This window comes from Streptomyces sp. NBC_00490 (genome assembly GCF_036013645.1).
In the GTDB taxonomy this organism is placed as follows: domain Bacteria; phylum Actinomycetota; class Actinomycetes; order Streptomycetales; family Streptomycetaceae; genus Streptomyces; species Streptomyces canus_F.
Genome location: NZ_CP107869.1, coordinates 8,945,462 through 8,961,179, shown reverse-complemented (window position 1 = coordinate 8,961,179; position 15,718 = coordinate 8,945,462). Strand labels below are relative to the sequence as shown.

Here is a 15,718-nt window from a genome sequence, read left to right as displayed (position 1 = left end):
TGAACCGGCGTGCCCGCCACGCCTACCCCTCAGCCGATCGATCTCCCGGATCGGGATCATCCGTCGGCTGGATGCCCCTGTCCCTGGGCCGCCCGGACGTCGTGTCCCGTCACCGAGGCCCCGACCCGTGCCGCCGTCTCGCGCAGCCACATGTGCGCGGCATCGTGGGTGTGCACCGGATGCCACCACAGGGCTTCCTGGAGAGGCACGGACTCGTAGGGCGCCTCCATGATCCGCACGGGGGCCACGCCGCGCAGCCGCTCGGCGAGGAGCGCCTGGACCAGGGCGATGCGACGGGTCCCGGCGACCAGGAACGGCAGCACCGTGAAGCTGTCGACGGACACCTCGACCTTGGGTTCGATGCCGAGCATGCCGAGCTGGCGGACCGCCGGGGCGTCGTAGGTGCGCTGGTACGTCACCCAGGGCAGCCGCGCCACATCGTCCCGGGTGAGCCGCTCGCCGACGTCCGGATGGTCGTCGGCGACCAGGAAGACCCACTGGTCCCGATAGAGCTCGGTGGTGGGGAAGCCGCTGATGATGCCGTGCGGCATGAGCACTCCCTCGGTGGTGCTCAGCAGGGTGCCGGCCTGCTCGACTATGCCGGTCGGGGTCTGGACGAAGCGCAGCCGGATGCCGGGCGCCTCCCGGTGGACCGTGCGGGCGAGTTCGGCGCCGAAGACGGCGACCGCGTAGTCGGAGGACACGATCGTGAACTCCCGCTCCTCGACCGCCGGATCGAAGTCGGCCTGGCTGGTGAAGAGGCGTTCCAGCAGATCGCAGGCGGTGGAGGTGCGGTCGAGGAGGACCTGGCCGAGCGCGGTCAGCTCGTAGTGGCCGCCGACGCGGGAGAGCAGGTCGTCGTCGAAGTGGCGGCGCAGCCGGGCCAGGGCCGCGCTCATCGCGGGCTGGCTCAGACCGACCCGGCGCCCGGCGCGGGTGACGTTGCGCTCCTCCAGGAGGGCGCGCAGGGCGACCACCAGGTTGAGGTCGAGGCTGGCCAGGTTCACGGCGCGCTCCACAAGGCATAGACGGCGTGGATGATCCGCATCCACAGAATCGATTTCCCAGATTACGAGACGGAGGGCCAGATTAGTCACATCGCAATCAGGAGGACATGCCCGTGAAACCCGCAGCTTTCTCCGGACCGTTCGCCCTCGGCACCTTCTCCGCCCCCGGCGAGGCTCCCTTCCCCGGCCTGGTGGTCCCCGAGGGGCACGTGCTGGATCTCCGTACGGCCCTCGGCGAACCCGCTCTGACGACCCGCGCGGTCTTCGAACGCTGGGCCGAGCTGCTCCCGCGTCTGCACGAGCTGGCGGCGGACGCGCGGGCGGACCGGCGGACGCTCGACGCCCTGCACGTCCACGCTCCCGTCGAGCCCCGCCAGGTCTTCCAGTCCGGCGCCAACTACCGGCAGCACGTGATCGACCTGGAGCTCGCCCACCGCTCCCCCGACGACCCGCGCACGGTCGAGGAGGCGCGGGCCGAGACCGCCGAGCTCATGGACCGCCGGGCCGCCGAGGACCTGCCGTACGTCTTCATCGGACTGCCGAGCGCGATCACCGGCCCGTACGACGACGTCGTGCTCCCGTCCTGGGCCGAACAGCCGGACTGGGAGCTGGAGTTGGCGGCCGTGATCTCCCGGCCCGCCTACCGGGTGTCCGTCGAGGCGGCCCTGGAGTACGTCGCCGGGTACACCATCGCCAACGACCTCACCGACCGCGCCACCGTTTTCCGCCGGGACATGAAGGCCATCGGCACGGACTGGCTGCGCAGCAAGAACGCGCCCGGCTTCACCCCGCTCGGCCCGTGGATCGTGCCCGCCTCGTCGATCGCCGACCCCGGTGACCTGCGGGTCACGCTCCGGCTGAACGGGGAGACGATGCAGGACGAGTCGACCAAGGACATGCTCTTCGGCGTCGCGCGGATCGTGTCGTACGCCTCCCAGAGCGCCCGACTCCTCCCCGGGGACCTGGTGTTGACGGGCTCCCCGGCCGGAAACGGCATGCACTGGGGCCGGTTGCTGCGGGACGGCGATGTGATGGACGGGTCGATCACGGGTCTGGGTGCCCAGCGCACGCGCTGTACCGCGGAGGTGCCCCGGTGACGCTCGACCGGACCGACCCCGAGGGCGCCATCGCCGAGGCCGCCAAGGCGTACTCCAACTGGGGGCGTTGGGGTGAGGACGACGTGCTCGGCACGCTCAACTTCCTCGACGAGGCCAAGCGGCGCGAGGGTGCCGCGCTCGTCCGGCGGGGCGTGAGCTTCTCGCTGTCGCAGTCCTTCGACATGAACGGTCCGCAGAAGGGGTGGCGGCGGCGCACCAACCCGGTGCACACCATGCTCGACACCGGTACCGACGCGGCCCTCGGCAACCAGGGCTTCCCGCACGGCATCGGCGGCGCCGACGACGTGATCGCGATGCCGTTGCAGTGCTCGACACAGTGGGACGGGCTCGGGCACATCTTCGACCACGGCAACGCCTGGAACGGACGGCGGGCCGAGAAGGTCGTCACCTCCGACGGTGACCTCGTCACCGGCATCGAGCACATGGCACCGCATGTCGCCGGTCGGGGCGTACTCCTCGACGTCGGCCAAGTGATCGGCTCAGACGGCGAGTTGCCCGACGGTTTCGCCGTCACCGAGGAGCACCTGACCGCGGCCTCCGAGGCCCACGGCGTGCGGGTCGGCCGCGGCGACATCGTCACCGTACGGACCGGACGCCTCGCCCGGGCCCGGCGCGAGGGCTGGGGCGACTACGCGGGCGGTGGCTCCGCCGGGCTGTCGTTCACCACGGCGGGCTGGCTGCACCGCACCGAGATCGCCGCGATCGCCACCGACACCTGGGGCTTCGAGGTACGGCCCAACGAGTTCGAGCACGCCTTCCAGCCGCTGCACCAGGTCGCCATCCCGCACATCGGCCTGCTGATCGGCGAGATGTGGGACCTCGACGCGCTCGCCGCCGACTGCGCCGCGGACGGTGCGTACGAGTTCTGGCTCACCGCCGCGCCCCTGCCCATCACCGGGGCCGTCGGCTCCCCGGTGAACCCGATCGCCGTCAAGTAACCCGCGGAACAAGGGAGTTCCCCATGAGCACACCCCGCAGAGTCCTCGTCATAGGCGGCGGCGCCTCCGGCAACGCGGTGACGATCCTGCTGCGCCGCGCCGGCGTCACGGTGGACCTCATCGAGGCCAGGCCGGACTGGAACGCCACCAACGGCTCCGGCATCACCCTGCAGGGCAACGCCCTGCGCGTGCTGCGCGAACTCGGCGTGTGGGAAGAGGTGTCGGCCCGCGGGTACGCCTTCGGCTCGCTCGGTGTGACCATCCCCGACGGGACCGTGCTCCACGAGATCGAGGACATCCGTACCGGCGGCGAGGACCTGCCCGCCACGCTCGGCATGCAGCGGCCCCGGCTCCAGCAGATCCTCATCGACGCGGTCCGCGCCTGCGGGGCCACGGTCCGGCTGGGCACCACCGCCAAGACCCTGGAACAGGACGCCGACGGTGTCTCGGTGCGCTTCAGCGACGACACCACCGGCCGCTACGACCTCGTGATCGCCGCCGACGGCCTGAACTCCGCCACCCGCGCCGCGATCGGCATCGCCGACAAACCGGAGCCGACCGGCATGGCCATCTGGCGCACGCCGACCCCGCGCCCCGCGGGCGTCACCCGCACCGACCTCGCCTACGGCGGCCCGGCCTACATCGCCGGCTACTGCCCGACCAGCGAGAACACCATCTACGCGTACGTCGTCGAGGCGAACCGCGACCGCGCCTCGATCCCGCCGGAGACCTACGCGGACGAGATGCGCCGGCTCGCGCGGGCGTACGGCGGGGTCTGGCCCGAGATCGTCGAGCACATCACGGACCCGGCGAAGGTCAACTACACGTGGTTCGACAGGCTGCTGGTGGAGGGCTCCTGGCACCGCGGCCGGGTCGTCCTCGTCGGCGACGCCGCCCACTGTTGTCCGCCCACCATCGCCCAGGGCGCTGCCCAGTCCCTGGAGGACGCCTCCGTCTTCGCCGAGCTGCTCACGAGCGGGCGGGACTGGGACGAGGACCTGTTGCAGGCGTACTACGAGCGCCGCATCCCCCGCGTGCGAACCGTCGTCGAGGCGTCCGTGCAGATCGGGCAGTGGCAGCTGGACGGTGTCCGCGACGCCGACGTGCCCGGGCTGATCGGCCGCACGATGACCATCCTGAAGGAACTGCCGTGACCCCACCCACCGTCGACGTGCACGCCCACCTCCTGATCCCGGAGGTCGAGGAGGCCGTCGCCGCACTCCCCGGCCTGGCCGAGGCCAGGGCACTGGACGCCCGCCGCAACGGCGCCGCGTCCCTCGCGGTCAGCGGCCCGATGGTCCGCTCCATCGTCCCGAAGGCGACCGACGTCTCGCTGCGACTGGCCACGATGGACGCCCAGGGCGTGGACATCCAGCTGGTCAGCCCCTCCCCCTCGCACTACCACTACTGGGCGGACGAGGAGACCGCGGAGAAGGTGTACCGCCTGGCCAACGAGGCGACGGCCGCGCACTGCGCACAGGCGCCCGACCGGCTCCGCGGGCTGGGCATCGTCCCGCTGCAACATCCCGAACAGGCGGTGCGCGCCCTCTCCCACGCCCTGGACCAGGGCCTGTCGGGAGTGGAGATCTCGTCCCACGCCCCCGGCAGGGAACTGTCCGACCCGGCCTACGAACCCCTGTGGGCCCTGGCCGAGGCAACCGGCGCGATCCTGTTCCTGCACCCCTTCGGCTGCACCCTCGACGAGCGCCTGGACCGGTGGTATCTGTCCAACGTCGTCGGCCAGCCCACGGAGAACGCCGTCGCGCTCTCCCACCTCATCTTCTCCGGAGTGCTGGACCGCCACCCCGGACTGAAGATCGTCGCCGCGCACGGCGGCGGCTATCTGCCCACCCACATCGGACGCTCCGACCACGCCTGGTCGGCCCGCTCCGACGCGGGCGCCGGCTGCGCGCACCCGCCGAGCAGCTACCTCGGGCGGATCTGGTTCGACTCCCTCGTCCACGACCCGCACGTGCTCCGGGAGTTGGTCCGGGCCGCCGGCGCCGACCGGGTGCTGCTCGGCTCCGACTTCCCCTTCGACATGGGCACCGAGGACCCCGTCGGCGCCCTGCGCGCGGCCCGGCTCCCCGACCCCGACTTCCACGCCGTACGGGGCGGCAACGCCGTCGCCCTCCTCCGGAAGGACTGACCTCATGCGTCTGCTCACCCATCTGCGGCACGTCGACCTCGCCGTGCCCGACTACGACAAGCAGCTCGACTTCTACGCCGGCGTCTGGGGCCTGACCAAGGTCGCCGAGGACTCCGGGATCTCCTTCCTCGCCGCCGAGGGCTCACCGGAGCAGTACGTGGTCCGGCTGCGCAAGGCCGAGGAGAAGCGGCTGGACCTCGTCTCGTACGGCGCCGCCTCGGCGGACGACGTGGACACCCTCGCGGAGGAACTCCTCGCGGGCGGCGTCCGGTTGATCTCCCGGCCCGGCAAGGTCGACACCCCCGGCGGCGGTTACGGCTTCCGCTTCTTCGACGTCGACGGCCGCACCATCGAGGTCTCGGCGGACGTCGAGGTCCGGCAGCACCGCAGGATCGAGGAGAAGGAGGCGATCCCGGTCAAGCTGTCGCACGTCGTCCTCAACTCACCCGATCTCAACGTCACCCGGGAGTGGTACGAGCGTCATCTGGGCTTCCGGCTCTCCGACACCCTCATGCACCCGCGCATGGGCGAGGCCATGCACTTCATGCGGATCAGCAACCAGCACCACTCCATGGCCATCGCCCGGGGCCCGCACACCGCCCTGCACCACGTCTCCTTCGAGATGCGCGGCATCGACGAGTACCTGCGCGGCTCCGGCCGGGTGATCCGGGCCGGCCACAGGAAGCTCTGGGGTCCGGGCCGGCACACAGCGGGCGACAACACCTTCACGTACTTCCTTGACCCGCACGGCAACACGGTCGAGTACACGACCGAGTTGGAGCTGCTGGACGAGGACACCTGGCACCCGCACGTCTACGACTTCTCCCAGCCCGAGATCGCCGACCAGTGGGGCACCGCCAACCCGATGAACGAGCTGGTCGCCAAGGAGTCGTTCAACGACGTCGACCGCGGCGTGTTCGTCGCCCCGCCGGTGTGAGGCCCCCGTGCGCATAGCCACCTATCTCCACGAAGGCCGCCGCCGGGTCGGTGTCGTCGAGGACACCGTCGTACGCCCTGTGCCCGACGGCACCTCACCGGTCGAGGCCGCGCTCGGCGGGCACCCCCTCGGAACGGCCGTACCGCTGACCGACGTACGCCTGCTGGCGCCTCTCCAGCCGCCCACCGTCCGGGACTTCGTCACCTTCGAGGAACATGTCGAGGGCGTACGACGCTCGATCGACGGCAACGCCGGGGTGCCGGAGGCCTGGTACGACGCCCCGACCTTCTACTTCACCAACCCCTACGCGGTCATCGGGCCGTACGACGACGTGCCCGTGCCCCCGGGTTCGCGGGTCCTGGACTTCGAGCTGGAGGTCGCCGCGGTCATCGGCCGCGAGGGCCGGGATCTCACGCCCGAGCGGGCCCGGGACCACATCGTCGGCTACACGATCCTCAACGACTGGTCCGCCCGCGATCTGCAGTCCCGTGAGATGCAGGTCAACCTCGGCCCCTGCAAGGGCAAGGACACGGCCGCCACGCTCGGGCCGTATCTCGTGACCGCCGACGAGCTGGAGCCGTACCGGGACGCGGACGGGTTCCTCAGGTTGTCCCTGACGGCCTCCGTGAACGGCGAGGTCATCGGCAAGGACCTGCTCTCCAACATGAGTTGGACCTTCGAGGAGATGGCCGCCTACGCCTCACGCGGCACGGTCGTCCGACCCGGTGACGTCCTCGGCTCGGGCACCTGCGGCAACGGCGGCTGTCTGGCGGAGCTCTGGGGTGTGAGGGGCCGCCAGGACCCGCCGCCGCTCAAGCCCGGCGACACCGTGACGCTCACCGTCGAGGGCATCGGCAGTGTCTCCAACACCGTGGTCGCCGGTGTCGACCGGGTGCCGCTGGCGACCGGCCGCCGCCGCAGCCGGGAGCGGCCGTGACACGGCTGAAGGGCAAGGTGGTGGTCGTCACCGGCGCCGCTCGCGGCCAGGGCGCCGCCGAGGCCGAGACCCTCACCCGGGAGGGCGCCCGGGTCATCGCCACCGACATCACGGACGCCCCGGGCTGCCGCCGCCTCGACGTCACCAGCGACAAGGAGTGGGCCGAACTCGCCGCGGAACTGCGGGAGTCGTACGGCCAGGTCCACGGCCTGGTCAACAACGCGGGCATCACCTGGCGCGCCCGCATCGACGACGTACGCCCCGAGGACTTCGCCCGCGTCCACGCCGTCAACGTCACCGGCCCGCTGCTCGGCATCCAGCACCTCGCCCCGCTGATGCCGCCCGGCGCCTCCATCGTCAACGTCGGTTCGACCGCCGCGCTCACCGGCCACTACCCGGTCGCCTACACGGCCAGCAAGTGGGCCCTGCGCGGCCTGTCGAAGGCGGCTGCCACGGAGCTGGGCCCGCGCGGCATCCGCGTCAACATCGTCCACCCCGGCTTCATCGAGACCGAGATGACCGCCTCCGCCGCCCCCGCCTTCCGCGAGGCCAACCTCCGCGAGACCCCTCTCGGCCGCACCGGCACGGTCGCCGAGATCGCCCCGCTGGTGGCCTTCCTGCTCTCCGACGAGGCGTCCTTCATCACCGGCGCCGAGATCCCCGTCGACGGCGGTCTCACCGCACACGGCGGAGTCAAGTCGATCTCGGACACCCTACGGGACGAGGCCGCGGGCAGCGGCTGGGAGGGAAGGCGGCCCCGCTGAACCCGGGCCGGACGGGGAAGCACCGGACGGGCTCTCGGCGGGGCGTCGGCCGGGAGCCCGTTGGGCCGGCGCCCGGCATGCGGTGACCAACACCTCCCCCGCGGAAGAGGCCCTCCGCTGTCACGGCTTGCGGGCCACGCCCCCGAAGTCGTCGACCTCCGGACCCTCCGTTCCGGCCGGGCCCGGGCGCCAGCGGGACACCGAGACCACGCCCGGGTCGACCAGCTCCAGGCCGTCGAAGAAGCGGGCCAGCTGCTCGGGGCTCCGGTTGATCCGCGGGTTGTCGCCCGCCTCGTTCCACTGCTCGATCATGGTGCGCATGCCCTCGGGGTCGAGCACCTCGGTGTCGTCGCAGAGCACGACGTGGCTTCCGGAGGGCAGCGCCTCGATCAGGCGCCCGACGATGTCGTACGCCTGGTCGTCGACGATGTGGGCGGTGATCCCCAGCAGCACGAGCGCGATGGGCTGCGTGAAGTCCAGCGTCTCGGCGGCGGTCCGCAGGATGCCCTCGGGGTCGCGGATGTCGGCGTCGATATAGGCGGTCACGCCCTCGGGCGAACTGGTGAGCAGGGCCTCGGCGTGGGCGAGTACGACGGGGTCGTTGTCGACGTAGACGATCCGGGTCTCCGGGGCGATCCGCTGGGCGACCTCGTGGGTGTTGTCGGCGGTGGGCAGGCCCGTGCCGACGTCCAGGAACTGGCGTATGCCCACCTCTCGGACGAGGTGTTCCACCGCGCGGACGAGGAAGGCCCGCTGGGCCCTGGCTATGTCGAGGATCTGCGGGTTCGCCTCGACGATCTGGTCACCGACGAGGCGGTCGATCTCGTAGCAGTCCTTGCCGCCCAGCCAGTAGTTCCAGATCCGGGCGGAGTGGGGCACATCGCTGTTGATGAGCTTGGCGTCAAGTGGCATACGGACTCCCGGAGTTGATCTGGCCTGGCCTCACCTCACCGCCTGCCGGTACGGCACGTCAAGCGCTGCCCGGAAACAGCCGGGTCAGGGTGGGGACAGCGCCGCGTCCGGCGCGGGTTCGCGGTGGCGCCGCCGGGGTACTCGTGGGCCACTTTCGCACGCCCCCAGGAGGCCGCCATGCGCGATGATGCCGGTGTCCGTCTCTCGATCCGAGAGCGTCTTGTCCTCAAGCACATAGAGACCGAGATGCGGCGCGACCGCCGCCGGAACAGGCCTCCGGGGAAGACATCCGGCACGCGGGGGCGCAGGCGCGACCCGTGGCTGCCCCTGGCCGTGGGGCTGCTGGGGACGGCGTCCGTCTTCCTCGCGGTCGTCGGAGTGAAGACCTCCGACCTCGCGGTGCTCTGGGCCTTCACCGTCCTGTGGCCGGTGACCCTCCTCCAGGCGTTCCGTCTGCTGTGCCGCTGGTCCAGGCCGCATACCGAGCCGTGAAACGCCCGCCCCGGGCGGTCCGCCGTGTGCGGGACCGCCCGGGGCGTTCGGAGCCTCGGACTCGCCGACGGCTCGGACGCGGCTCAGACGAGAGGTGAACCGGGCTCGTCGGGCCGGATGCGGCCACGCCAGGCGCCGGTCTCACCGCCGCGGTGCTCGATGTAGTCCTTGAAGCGCCGCATGTCCCCCTTGATCCGGCGGTCGAGCACACCCAGCATGTCCGCGCTCTTCTCGGCGACACCGCTGGGCTCCACGTCCATCGTGAGTTCCACGCGCGTATGCGTCGGGTCCAGCTCCTGGAACCTGACCGTTCCGCGCTGGCGGACGTCGCCCTCGACGACCCGCCAGGTGATCCGGTCGTCCGGCAGCTGATCGACGATCTCGGCGTCGAACTCGCGCCGCACCCCGCCGATCTTGGTCGTCCAGTGGTTGTGCTTGTCGTCGAGCTGCCGCACCTCCTCGACGCCCTCCATGAACTGCGGGAACTCCTCGAACTGGGTCCACTGGTTGTAGGCGGTGCGGACGGGGACCTCGACGTCCACGGATTCCTTGACCGTGCTCATCTGCTCTCCTCCTCAACTCTCGTCGTCCGCGCCGGGTACCCGGGGGAAGCGGAGCGAAGACCGCCGAATGCAATCAGCCTCCTGACCTGGATGCCCGAGTGCTTCACAGAGAACGCCCGGGGAACTCGGCCCCCATGAACACACCCGCAGACGATCACCGGTCGTACTGGATCGACACCGCACCTCCGGGACCCCTCCATCCGCCCCTGGAATCCGACCTCACGGTCGATGTGGCCGTCGTCGGTGGCGGCATCGCGGGCCTCAGTACCGCCTGGGAGCTGGCCCGCGCGGGCCGCCGCGTGGCGGTGCTGGAAGCCGACCGGATCGCCGCCGGCGTCACCGGGCACACGACCGCCAAACTGAGCGTTCTGCACACGCTCGTCTACGCCCGGCTGCGCAGGACCCGAGGCCCCGAGGCCGCGAAGCTGTACGCGCGCTCGCAGACGGAGGCCGTCCGGCATGCCGCCGAGATCGTGGACGAGCTCGGCATCGACTGCGACTGGGAGGACACGGCGGCCTTCACCTACGCCCGGGAGCAGGCCGCGACCGAGGAGCTGAAGGCCGAGGCGGACGCGGCGCGGGAGGCGGGGCTGCCCGCCGAGTACGTGACCGAGACCGGTCTGCCGTTCCCCGTCGCGGGCGCCGTCCGGGTGACGGAGCAGGCGCAGTTCCATCCCCGCAAGTACCTCCTGGCACTCGCCGAGGACCTGGTCCGGCAGGGCGCGGTGATCCATGAGCGGACCCGCGTCGTGGACCTCCACGAAGGCCGCCCCTGCACTCTGAGGACCGCGGGGGGAGCGACGGTACGGGCCGACGACGTCGTGGTGGCCACGCACTACCCCGTCTTCGACCGGGCGCTGCTGTTCACCCGGCTGTCCCCGCGCCGCGAGCTCGTCCTGACCGCGCCGATCCCCGCCGGCCTCGATCCGCACGGCATGTTCATCACGCCCGAGCAGGGCACCCGTTCCGTGCGCACCGCCCCGTACGAGGACGGACAGCGGCTGCTGATCGTCACCGGCGAGCACTTCACGCCGGGCACCGGCGAGGTGGAGGCCAGGTTCGAGCGGCTCGCCGGCTGGGCCACCGAGCACTTCGGCGACCTGGCCTTCACGCACCGATGGGCCACGCAGGACAACGACCCCACCGATTCCGTACCGCTCGTCGGTCCGCTGCACGCGGGTGCCCAGCACACGTACGTGGCCACCGGCTTCGGCGGTTGGGGAATGAGCGGCGGCATCATGGCGGGCCGTCTTCTCGCAGAGCAGATCACCGGTCGGAAGTCCGCCTGGAGCGACCTGTACGACCCCCGGCGCGTCCGCACCGTCGTCGGTGAGGCGCCCGCCTTCCTCAAGAACCAGGTCAAGGTCGCCCGGCACTTCGTCGGGGACCGTCTGGCGTCGGCGACCGGAGGCTCGGTGGACGACATCGCCCCCGGGGACGGCGCCATCGTCCGCGTCGGTGGACACCGCTGCGCCGTCCACCGCGACGAGGACGGCGAGCTGCACGCCGTCTCCGCCCGCTGTACGCACCTGGGCTGTCTGGTCGCCTTCAACTCGGCGGAACGCGCCTGGGAGTGCCCGTGCCACGGGTCCCGTTTCACCCCCGACGGAGACATCGTGCAGGGGCCCGCCGTACGGCCGCTGGAGAAACGGGACATCTGACCCCGCCGGGTCCCGCACGAGAAGACGGAGCGACGACTTGATGAGCACCCCTGACGGGCTCCCGGTTCTGCGCACCCTCGGTGAACTGGCAAAACTGGTGAAGCGCAGTCCCGACCTCTATGTGCGCTGGTCGCGAGGGCCCGAGGCCGACCGGGCCCTGAACGAGAGCCGTGACGCCCTCACCGGTGTCCGGATGTCCGGGCTGTCGGCCAACCCGCTCGCCGTCGAGCCCTGGTGGGAGGCGCGGCCGATCGATCTGTGGGTGGCCCGGCGTCTGTACGACTACTCCCATCTGCCGCGGGAGAAGGGCAAGGGCGTCCGTCCCTGGGTGCTGCGCGGCCGGGAGGAGGGGCGCGGGCCCGACAACGAGCCGCTGGTCCGGGATGTGGAACCCGTGGGCTGGATCGACGAACAGGTCATCGAGGACGCGGAGGCCGCGGTGGTCGGCCAGGACGGACGATGGGGCCCCATGCGACGCGACGGCGGATGAGCTCCGGCGCCGATGTGCCGGGCAGCGCTTCCTAGGCGCTGGTCAGCAGCTGGGGCGACAGTTCCTCGATGAGGGTGTTCGTCCAGCGCATCTGCCGCAGAGTCCGCGGATGGCAGTCGCCGGCCAGGTCGAGGAGCCGTTCGTCGCGGGTGACCTGCGCTGCCTGGGCGAGCATCTCCCAGTGCAGCGAGTTGCGGCTCGCGGCCAGGTGCAGGTCGCACAGGTCTTGCAGGAGCAGCAGGCCGGCTCCGGGGCGTCGGCCGAGGGCGTCGGCGGCCTTCTCGCGCAGGGCGGCCAGGGCGCCGGGTGACGGGTCGTCCTTCGGACCGTCGAGGTCGAGGCCGTAGTGACGGCCGGTTTCTGCGAGGAGGGCGCTGTGCCGGCGGGACCACCGGGCGAGGTCGCTCGCCACATGGTGGACCTCGTGGTCGGTGCGGTGACGTTCGGCGGTTGCCCGCAGGTCCCGTTCCAGCGCGCGTTCGCCGTCGTGCAGGGCGCGGAGGGTGTGGGCGATGCCGTTCATGACCGGCTCCCGGCGTCGGCGTCGGCGTCGGTCCGCTCCCGGACCGGCGGCGTGGCGCGGCGGGCGACGAGGGTGACGCGGGCCGCGCACGTCTTGAACAGGGGTTGCTTGGAGACGGGGTCCCAGTCGGTGATGGTGCCCTCGTTGGCGGCGCGGCCGGCGCTCCCCTCCGGGGGCCGGTGTCCCTCGGGTGTGTCCCAGTAGCCGTAGTGGAACGGCACGAACACCACGCCGTCCCGCATGGCGGTGGTCCGCAACCGGGCGCGCACCGCCCCACGCGGGGTGCCGACCTGGACCAGATCGCCGTCGGACAGACCCTGGTGGGCGGCCTCGGTGGGTGACATCTCCGCCCATACGTCGGGGGCGGCCGCGTTCAGCTCGGGGGCGCGGCCGGTCTTCGTGCGGGTGTGGAAGTGGTGGACGGTCCGTCCGGTGATCAGCTGCACCGGATACTCCGGGGAGGTGTCCTCATGGGGCGGCAGATACTCCGCCGCCCTCAGCACCGCCTTGCCGTCCGGGTTGAGCGACCGGTACTCGACGACCTCGGTGGACGCCCCGGTGACGAGGTCCTTGCCGTAGCTCTCGCAGGTGTCCGGGTCGGCGAAGGTGATGCCGTCGGTGTAGAGGCGCGCCGTGCCGTCGGGCGCCTCCTCGGTGCAGGGCCACTGGATGCCGCTGTCCGCCCGCCGCAGCCGGTCGTGGCTGAGTCCGGTGTAGTCGCAGGGGCGCCCGGCACTGCACCGCTGCCAGGCCGCGAACGCCGACTCCGGGTCGTGCCAGCTGATCAGGGGGCCGCCGTCCTTGTCGCGGAAGTCCATGCGGGCGGCGTAGTCGAGGAAGATGTCCAGGTCGGCTCGGGCCTCGCCCGGCGGTTCGACGGCCTTCTCCGACAGGTGCACGGTGCGGTCGGCGTTGGTGAGGACGCCCGTCTTCTCTCCCCAGGTGGCCGCGGGCAGCACCACGTCGGCGAGCTGTGCCGTCTCGGTGAGGAACAGGTCCTGCACCACCACGAACAGCCGCTCCTGGGCGAGGATCGAACGGATGCGGGAGAGCTCGGGCAGGGAGACCGCCGGGTTGGTGCCGGTGATCCAGAGCATGCGGATCGAGCCCTGCTCGGCGTAGCGGAAGATCTGCATCGCGTGCGTCGGCGGCGCGTGGTGCGGGATGTCCTGGGGGCGCACGTTCCACACCCGCGCCAGGTCGGCGACATGGTCGTCGTTCTGCCAGTTGCGGAACCCCGGCAGATCCCCGTCGGCGCCGCACTCCCGGGTGTTCTGCGCGCTGGGCTGGCCGTTCATCTGGAGCAGCCCGCAGCCGGGGCGGCCCAGCATGCCGCGGATCAGGTGCAGGTTGTTGACCTGCACGGCGGCGGCCGTGGCCTGGTGGGACTGGTAGACGCCCTGAAGGACCGTGGAGGTCAGCCGTTCGGCGGTGCCGAGGAGTTCCGCGGCGCGTTCGATCGCGGCCGGCGTCACGTCGCAGATCCCGGCCGCCCATCGCGGAGTGCAGGGCGCGACCGCGGCCGCCAGGTCGTCGAAGCCGACCGTGTGGGTCTCGATGTACTCCTGGTCGATCAGGTCCCTGCGGATGATCTCGTGGAGCAGCGCGTCGAGCAGGGCGACGTTGGTGCCGGGCCGCGGGGCGAGATGCACCTCGGCCTGCTGGGCCACCAGGGTGTACCGGGGGTCCACGCAGACCAGACGGGGCGGCCGGGCCCCGGCGAGCCGGTCCAGCACGCGCGTCCACAGCACGGTCTGGGTCTCGGCCATGTTGTGTCCGAACAGCGCGATCACGTCGGCGTGGTCGATGTCCTCGTAGGAGCCGGGCTGCCCGTCGCAGCCGAAGGACTCCTTGAGCGCCTCGGCTGCGGTGGCCGTGCACAGGCGGGTGTTGCCGTCGAGATGGTTGGTGCCGATGCCGGCGCGGGCGAGGACGGCCAGCGTGTAGTACTCCTCGAGGAAGAGCTGCCCGGTGGTGTAGAAGCCGATGGCTCCGGGTCCCCGCTGCTCCAGCAGTTCCCGTGAGCGGCCCGCGACCTGGTCCATCGCCGTGTCCCAGTCGCACTCCTCAAGGTGCCCGTCCCGGCGTACGAGTGGTCGGGTCAGCCGGTCCGGGGAACCGTTCGCCTGCCATCCGTAGAGGTCCTTGGGACCCAGGCGGCCACGGTTCACACGGTCCTCGGTCCGGCCCCGCACACCGACGATCCGTCCGTCGCGGACGGCGATGTCCATGGCGTCGCCGTTGGAGTGCAGCAGCGAGGCGGACGGCACCCACCTCTCCACGTCGTCCTCGGCGACCCCGGGGGCCAGGTGCGCGTCGGCGCGGGCGGGCCAGGGGGTGCCGGGGTCGTAGGGGGTGCGCGCTCCCCAGATGTCCTTGGTGCGGTCACGGCCTTCGGTCACCGTGTCACCTCCCCGTACGAGCGGGCTGCTCCTGCGAGTACCCCGCTGTGTCCGGCTTGCCCGCCGTCGTGTGGGTCCGCCTGCGACGGGGCACTCGGGGTCGCGGGCGGCCGTCCGGGCCGCCGTTTCCAGGGAGGTGGAGGACATGGGCCATGGTGGGAACGTCGTCGACGAGCTGATGACCGATCATCGGGAGGTCGAGGAGCTGTTCGGTCGGATCGACGGTCTCGCGCCCGGTGACAAGGACCGCAAGGTGTACGCCGACCAGGTCACGATGGAACTGGTGCGGCACTCCGTGGCCGAGGAGGCCTATCTCTATCCGGCCGTGCGCGAGCATGTGCCCGGCGGGGACGCCCTGGCCGACCAGGAGATCGAGGACCACGCCCGGGCCGAGCAGCTGATGAAGGACCTGGAGGGCTGCGAGGCCGGGGATCCCGAGTTCGACCGGCTCATGACGGCGCTGATGACCGAGATCCGCTCGCATGTGGCCGACGAGGAGCAGAACCTCTTTCCCAAGCTCCGCGCGTCCTGTCCCCCCGACGCCCTCGACGCCCTGGGCGACAAGGTCCGCCAGGCCAAGAAGGTCGCCCCCACCCGCCCGCACCCGTCCACCCCGAGCACCCCTCCGGCCAACAAACTGCTGGCCCCGGGCGTCGGCATGGTCGACCGCCTCCGCGACACCCTGACCGGCCGCGGCAAGAAGGACTGACCGACAGCACGCGCATGCCATCGCTGAGCGCGACCTGGTGGCCCCCGGGGCCGAGGTCCGGCCGACACGCGCCAGGGCAAGTCCGGGGACGATGAACCCGGCCCCCTGTGCCGAGC

General features: G+C 71.5%; 16 protein-coding genes. 11 read left to right on the top strand and 5 right to left on the bottom strand.

The genetic code is table 11. The annotated features are described in order from the left end of the window. Positions 1-56: 56 nt before the first annotated feature. A complete protein-coding gene (locus OG381_RS40820; RefSeq protein ID WP_327721005.1) occupies positions 57-1,007 on the bottom strand; it encodes a LysR family transcriptional regulator in 951 nt (316 codons plus the stop codon). A gap of 107 nt (positions 1,008-1,114) precedes the next feature. On the opposite strand from OG381_RS40820, the gene OG381_RS40815 reads away from it, so the two are divergent. From OG381_RS40815 to OG381_RS40785, 7 genes are read left to right on the top strand one after another with little or no spacing between them, the layout of a single operon-like run. Beyond that, positions 1,115-2,104 (top strand): fumarylacetoacetate hydrolase family protein, encoded by a 990-nt coding sequence (locus OG381_RS40815; RefSeq protein WP_327721004.1) that lies wholly within the window; start codon positions 1,115-1,117, stop codon positions 2,102-2,104. Continuing rightward, positions 2,101-3,063: a cyclase family protein gene (locus OG381_RS40810; RefSeq protein ID WP_327721003.1), complete on the top strand. Its 963-nt coding sequence runs from the start codon at positions 2,101-2,103 to the stop codon at positions 3,061-3,063. The genes OG381_RS40815 and OG381_RS40810 overlap by 4 nt, the downstream gene beginning before the upstream one ends. A 23-nt stretch (positions 3,064-3,086) precedes the next feature. Continuing rightward, positions 3,087-4,217 carry an FAD-dependent oxidoreductase gene (locus OG381_RS40805; protein ID WP_327721002.1) on the top strand — a complete coding sequence of 377 codons (1,131 nt, stop codon included), beginning with the start codon at positions 3,087-3,089 and terminating at the stop codon, positions 4,215-4,217. Further along, a complete protein-coding gene (locus tag OG381_RS40800; RefSeq protein WP_327721001.1) occupies positions 4,214-5,212 on the top strand; it encodes an amidohydrolase family protein in 999 nt (332 codons plus the stop codon). Before OG381_RS40805 ends, OG381_RS40800 begins: the two co-directional genes overlap by 4 nt. A gap of 4 nt (positions 5,213-5,216) precedes the next feature. Continuing rightward, complete coding sequence (locus OG381_RS40795; RefSeq protein WP_327721000.1) at positions 5,217-6,149, top strand: VOC family protein; 933 nt, start codon at positions 5,217-5,219, stop codon at positions 6,147-6,149. Between the two features lie 7 nt (positions 6,150-6,156). Next, positions 6,157-7,086, top strand: a complete 930-nt coding sequence (locus OG381_RS40790; RefSeq protein WP_327720998.1) for a fumarylacetoacetate hydrolase family protein — start codon at positions 6,157-6,159, stop codon at positions 7,084-7,086. Beyond that, positions 7,083-7,850, top strand: coding sequence for an SDR family NAD(P)-dependent oxidoreductase (locus tag OG381_RS40785; protein ID WP_327720997.1), 768 nt, complete (start codon positions 7,083-7,085; stop codon positions 7,848-7,850). The genes OG381_RS40790 and OG381_RS40785 overlap by 4 nt, the downstream gene beginning before the upstream one ends. 120 nt (positions 7,851-7,970) lie before the next feature. Here the strand turns inward: OG381_RS40785 and OG381_RS40780 are convergent, their stop codons facing one another. Continuing rightward, positions 7,971-8,762 (bottom strand): SAM-dependent methyltransferase, encoded by a 792-nt coding sequence (locus OG381_RS40780; RefSeq protein WP_327720996.1) that lies wholly within the window; start codon positions 8,760-8,762, stop codon positions 7,971-7,973. A gap of 177 nt (positions 8,763-8,939) precedes the next feature. Between OG381_RS40780 and OG381_RS40775 the strand changes: the two genes are divergently transcribed. Beyond that, positions 8,940-9,254, top strand: coding sequence for a DUF3040 domain-containing protein (locus OG381_RS40775; protein ID WP_327720995.1), 315 nt, complete (start codon positions 8,940-8,942; stop codon positions 9,252-9,254). Between the two features lie 83 nt (positions 9,255-9,337). Here OG381_RS40775 and OG381_RS40770 read toward each other — a convergent pair whose 3' ends face one another. Continuing rightward, entirely contained in the window at positions 9,338-9,817 is a 480-nt protein-coding gene (locus tag OG381_RS40770; RefSeq protein WP_327720994.1) for an SRPBCC family protein, read from the bottom strand. A gap of 134 nt (positions 9,818-9,951) precedes the next feature. Here OG381_RS40770 and OG381_RS40765 point away from each other — a divergent pair, with 134 nt between their 5' ends. Then, a complete protein-coding gene (locus tag OG381_RS40765; protein WP_327720993.1) occupies positions 9,952-11,478 on the top strand; it encodes an FAD-dependent oxidoreductase in 1,527 nt (508 codons plus the stop codon). A gap of 40 nt (positions 11,479-11,518) precedes the next feature. Then, positions 11,519-11,968: a DUF6098 family protein gene (locus tag OG381_RS40760; protein ID WP_327720992.1), complete on the top strand. Its 450-nt coding sequence runs from the start codon at positions 11,519-11,521 to the stop codon at positions 11,966-11,968. A gap of 31 nt (positions 11,969-11,999) precedes the next feature. Here OG381_RS40760 and OG381_RS40755 read toward each other — a convergent pair whose 3' ends face one another. Both OG381_RS40755 and OG381_RS40750 read right to left on the bottom strand, forming a co-directional pair. Next, a complete protein-coding gene (locus OG381_RS40755) occupies positions 12,000-12,491 on the bottom strand; it encodes a hypothetical protein (protein ID WP_327720991.1) in 492 nt (163 codons plus the stop codon). Beyond that, the gene (locus tag OG381_RS40750) at positions 12,488-14,893 is read right to left on the bottom strand and encodes a molybdopterin oxidoreductase family protein (protein WP_327720990.1); all 2,406 of its coding nucleotides are present in this window, start codon (positions 14,891-14,893) and stop codon (positions 12,488-12,490) included. The genes OG381_RS40755 and OG381_RS40750 overlap by 4 nt, the downstream gene beginning before the upstream one ends. Positions 14,894-15,038: 145 nt before the next feature. Here OG381_RS40750 and OG381_RS40745 point away from each other — a divergent pair, with 145 nt between their 5' ends. Then, the gene (locus OG381_RS40745) at positions 15,039-15,602 is read left to right on the top strand and encodes a hemerythrin domain-containing protein (RefSeq protein ID WP_327720988.1); all 564 of its coding nucleotides are present in this window, start codon (positions 15,039-15,041) and stop codon (positions 15,600-15,602) included. The last annotated feature ends 116 nt before the right edge of the window (positions 15,603-15,718 follow it).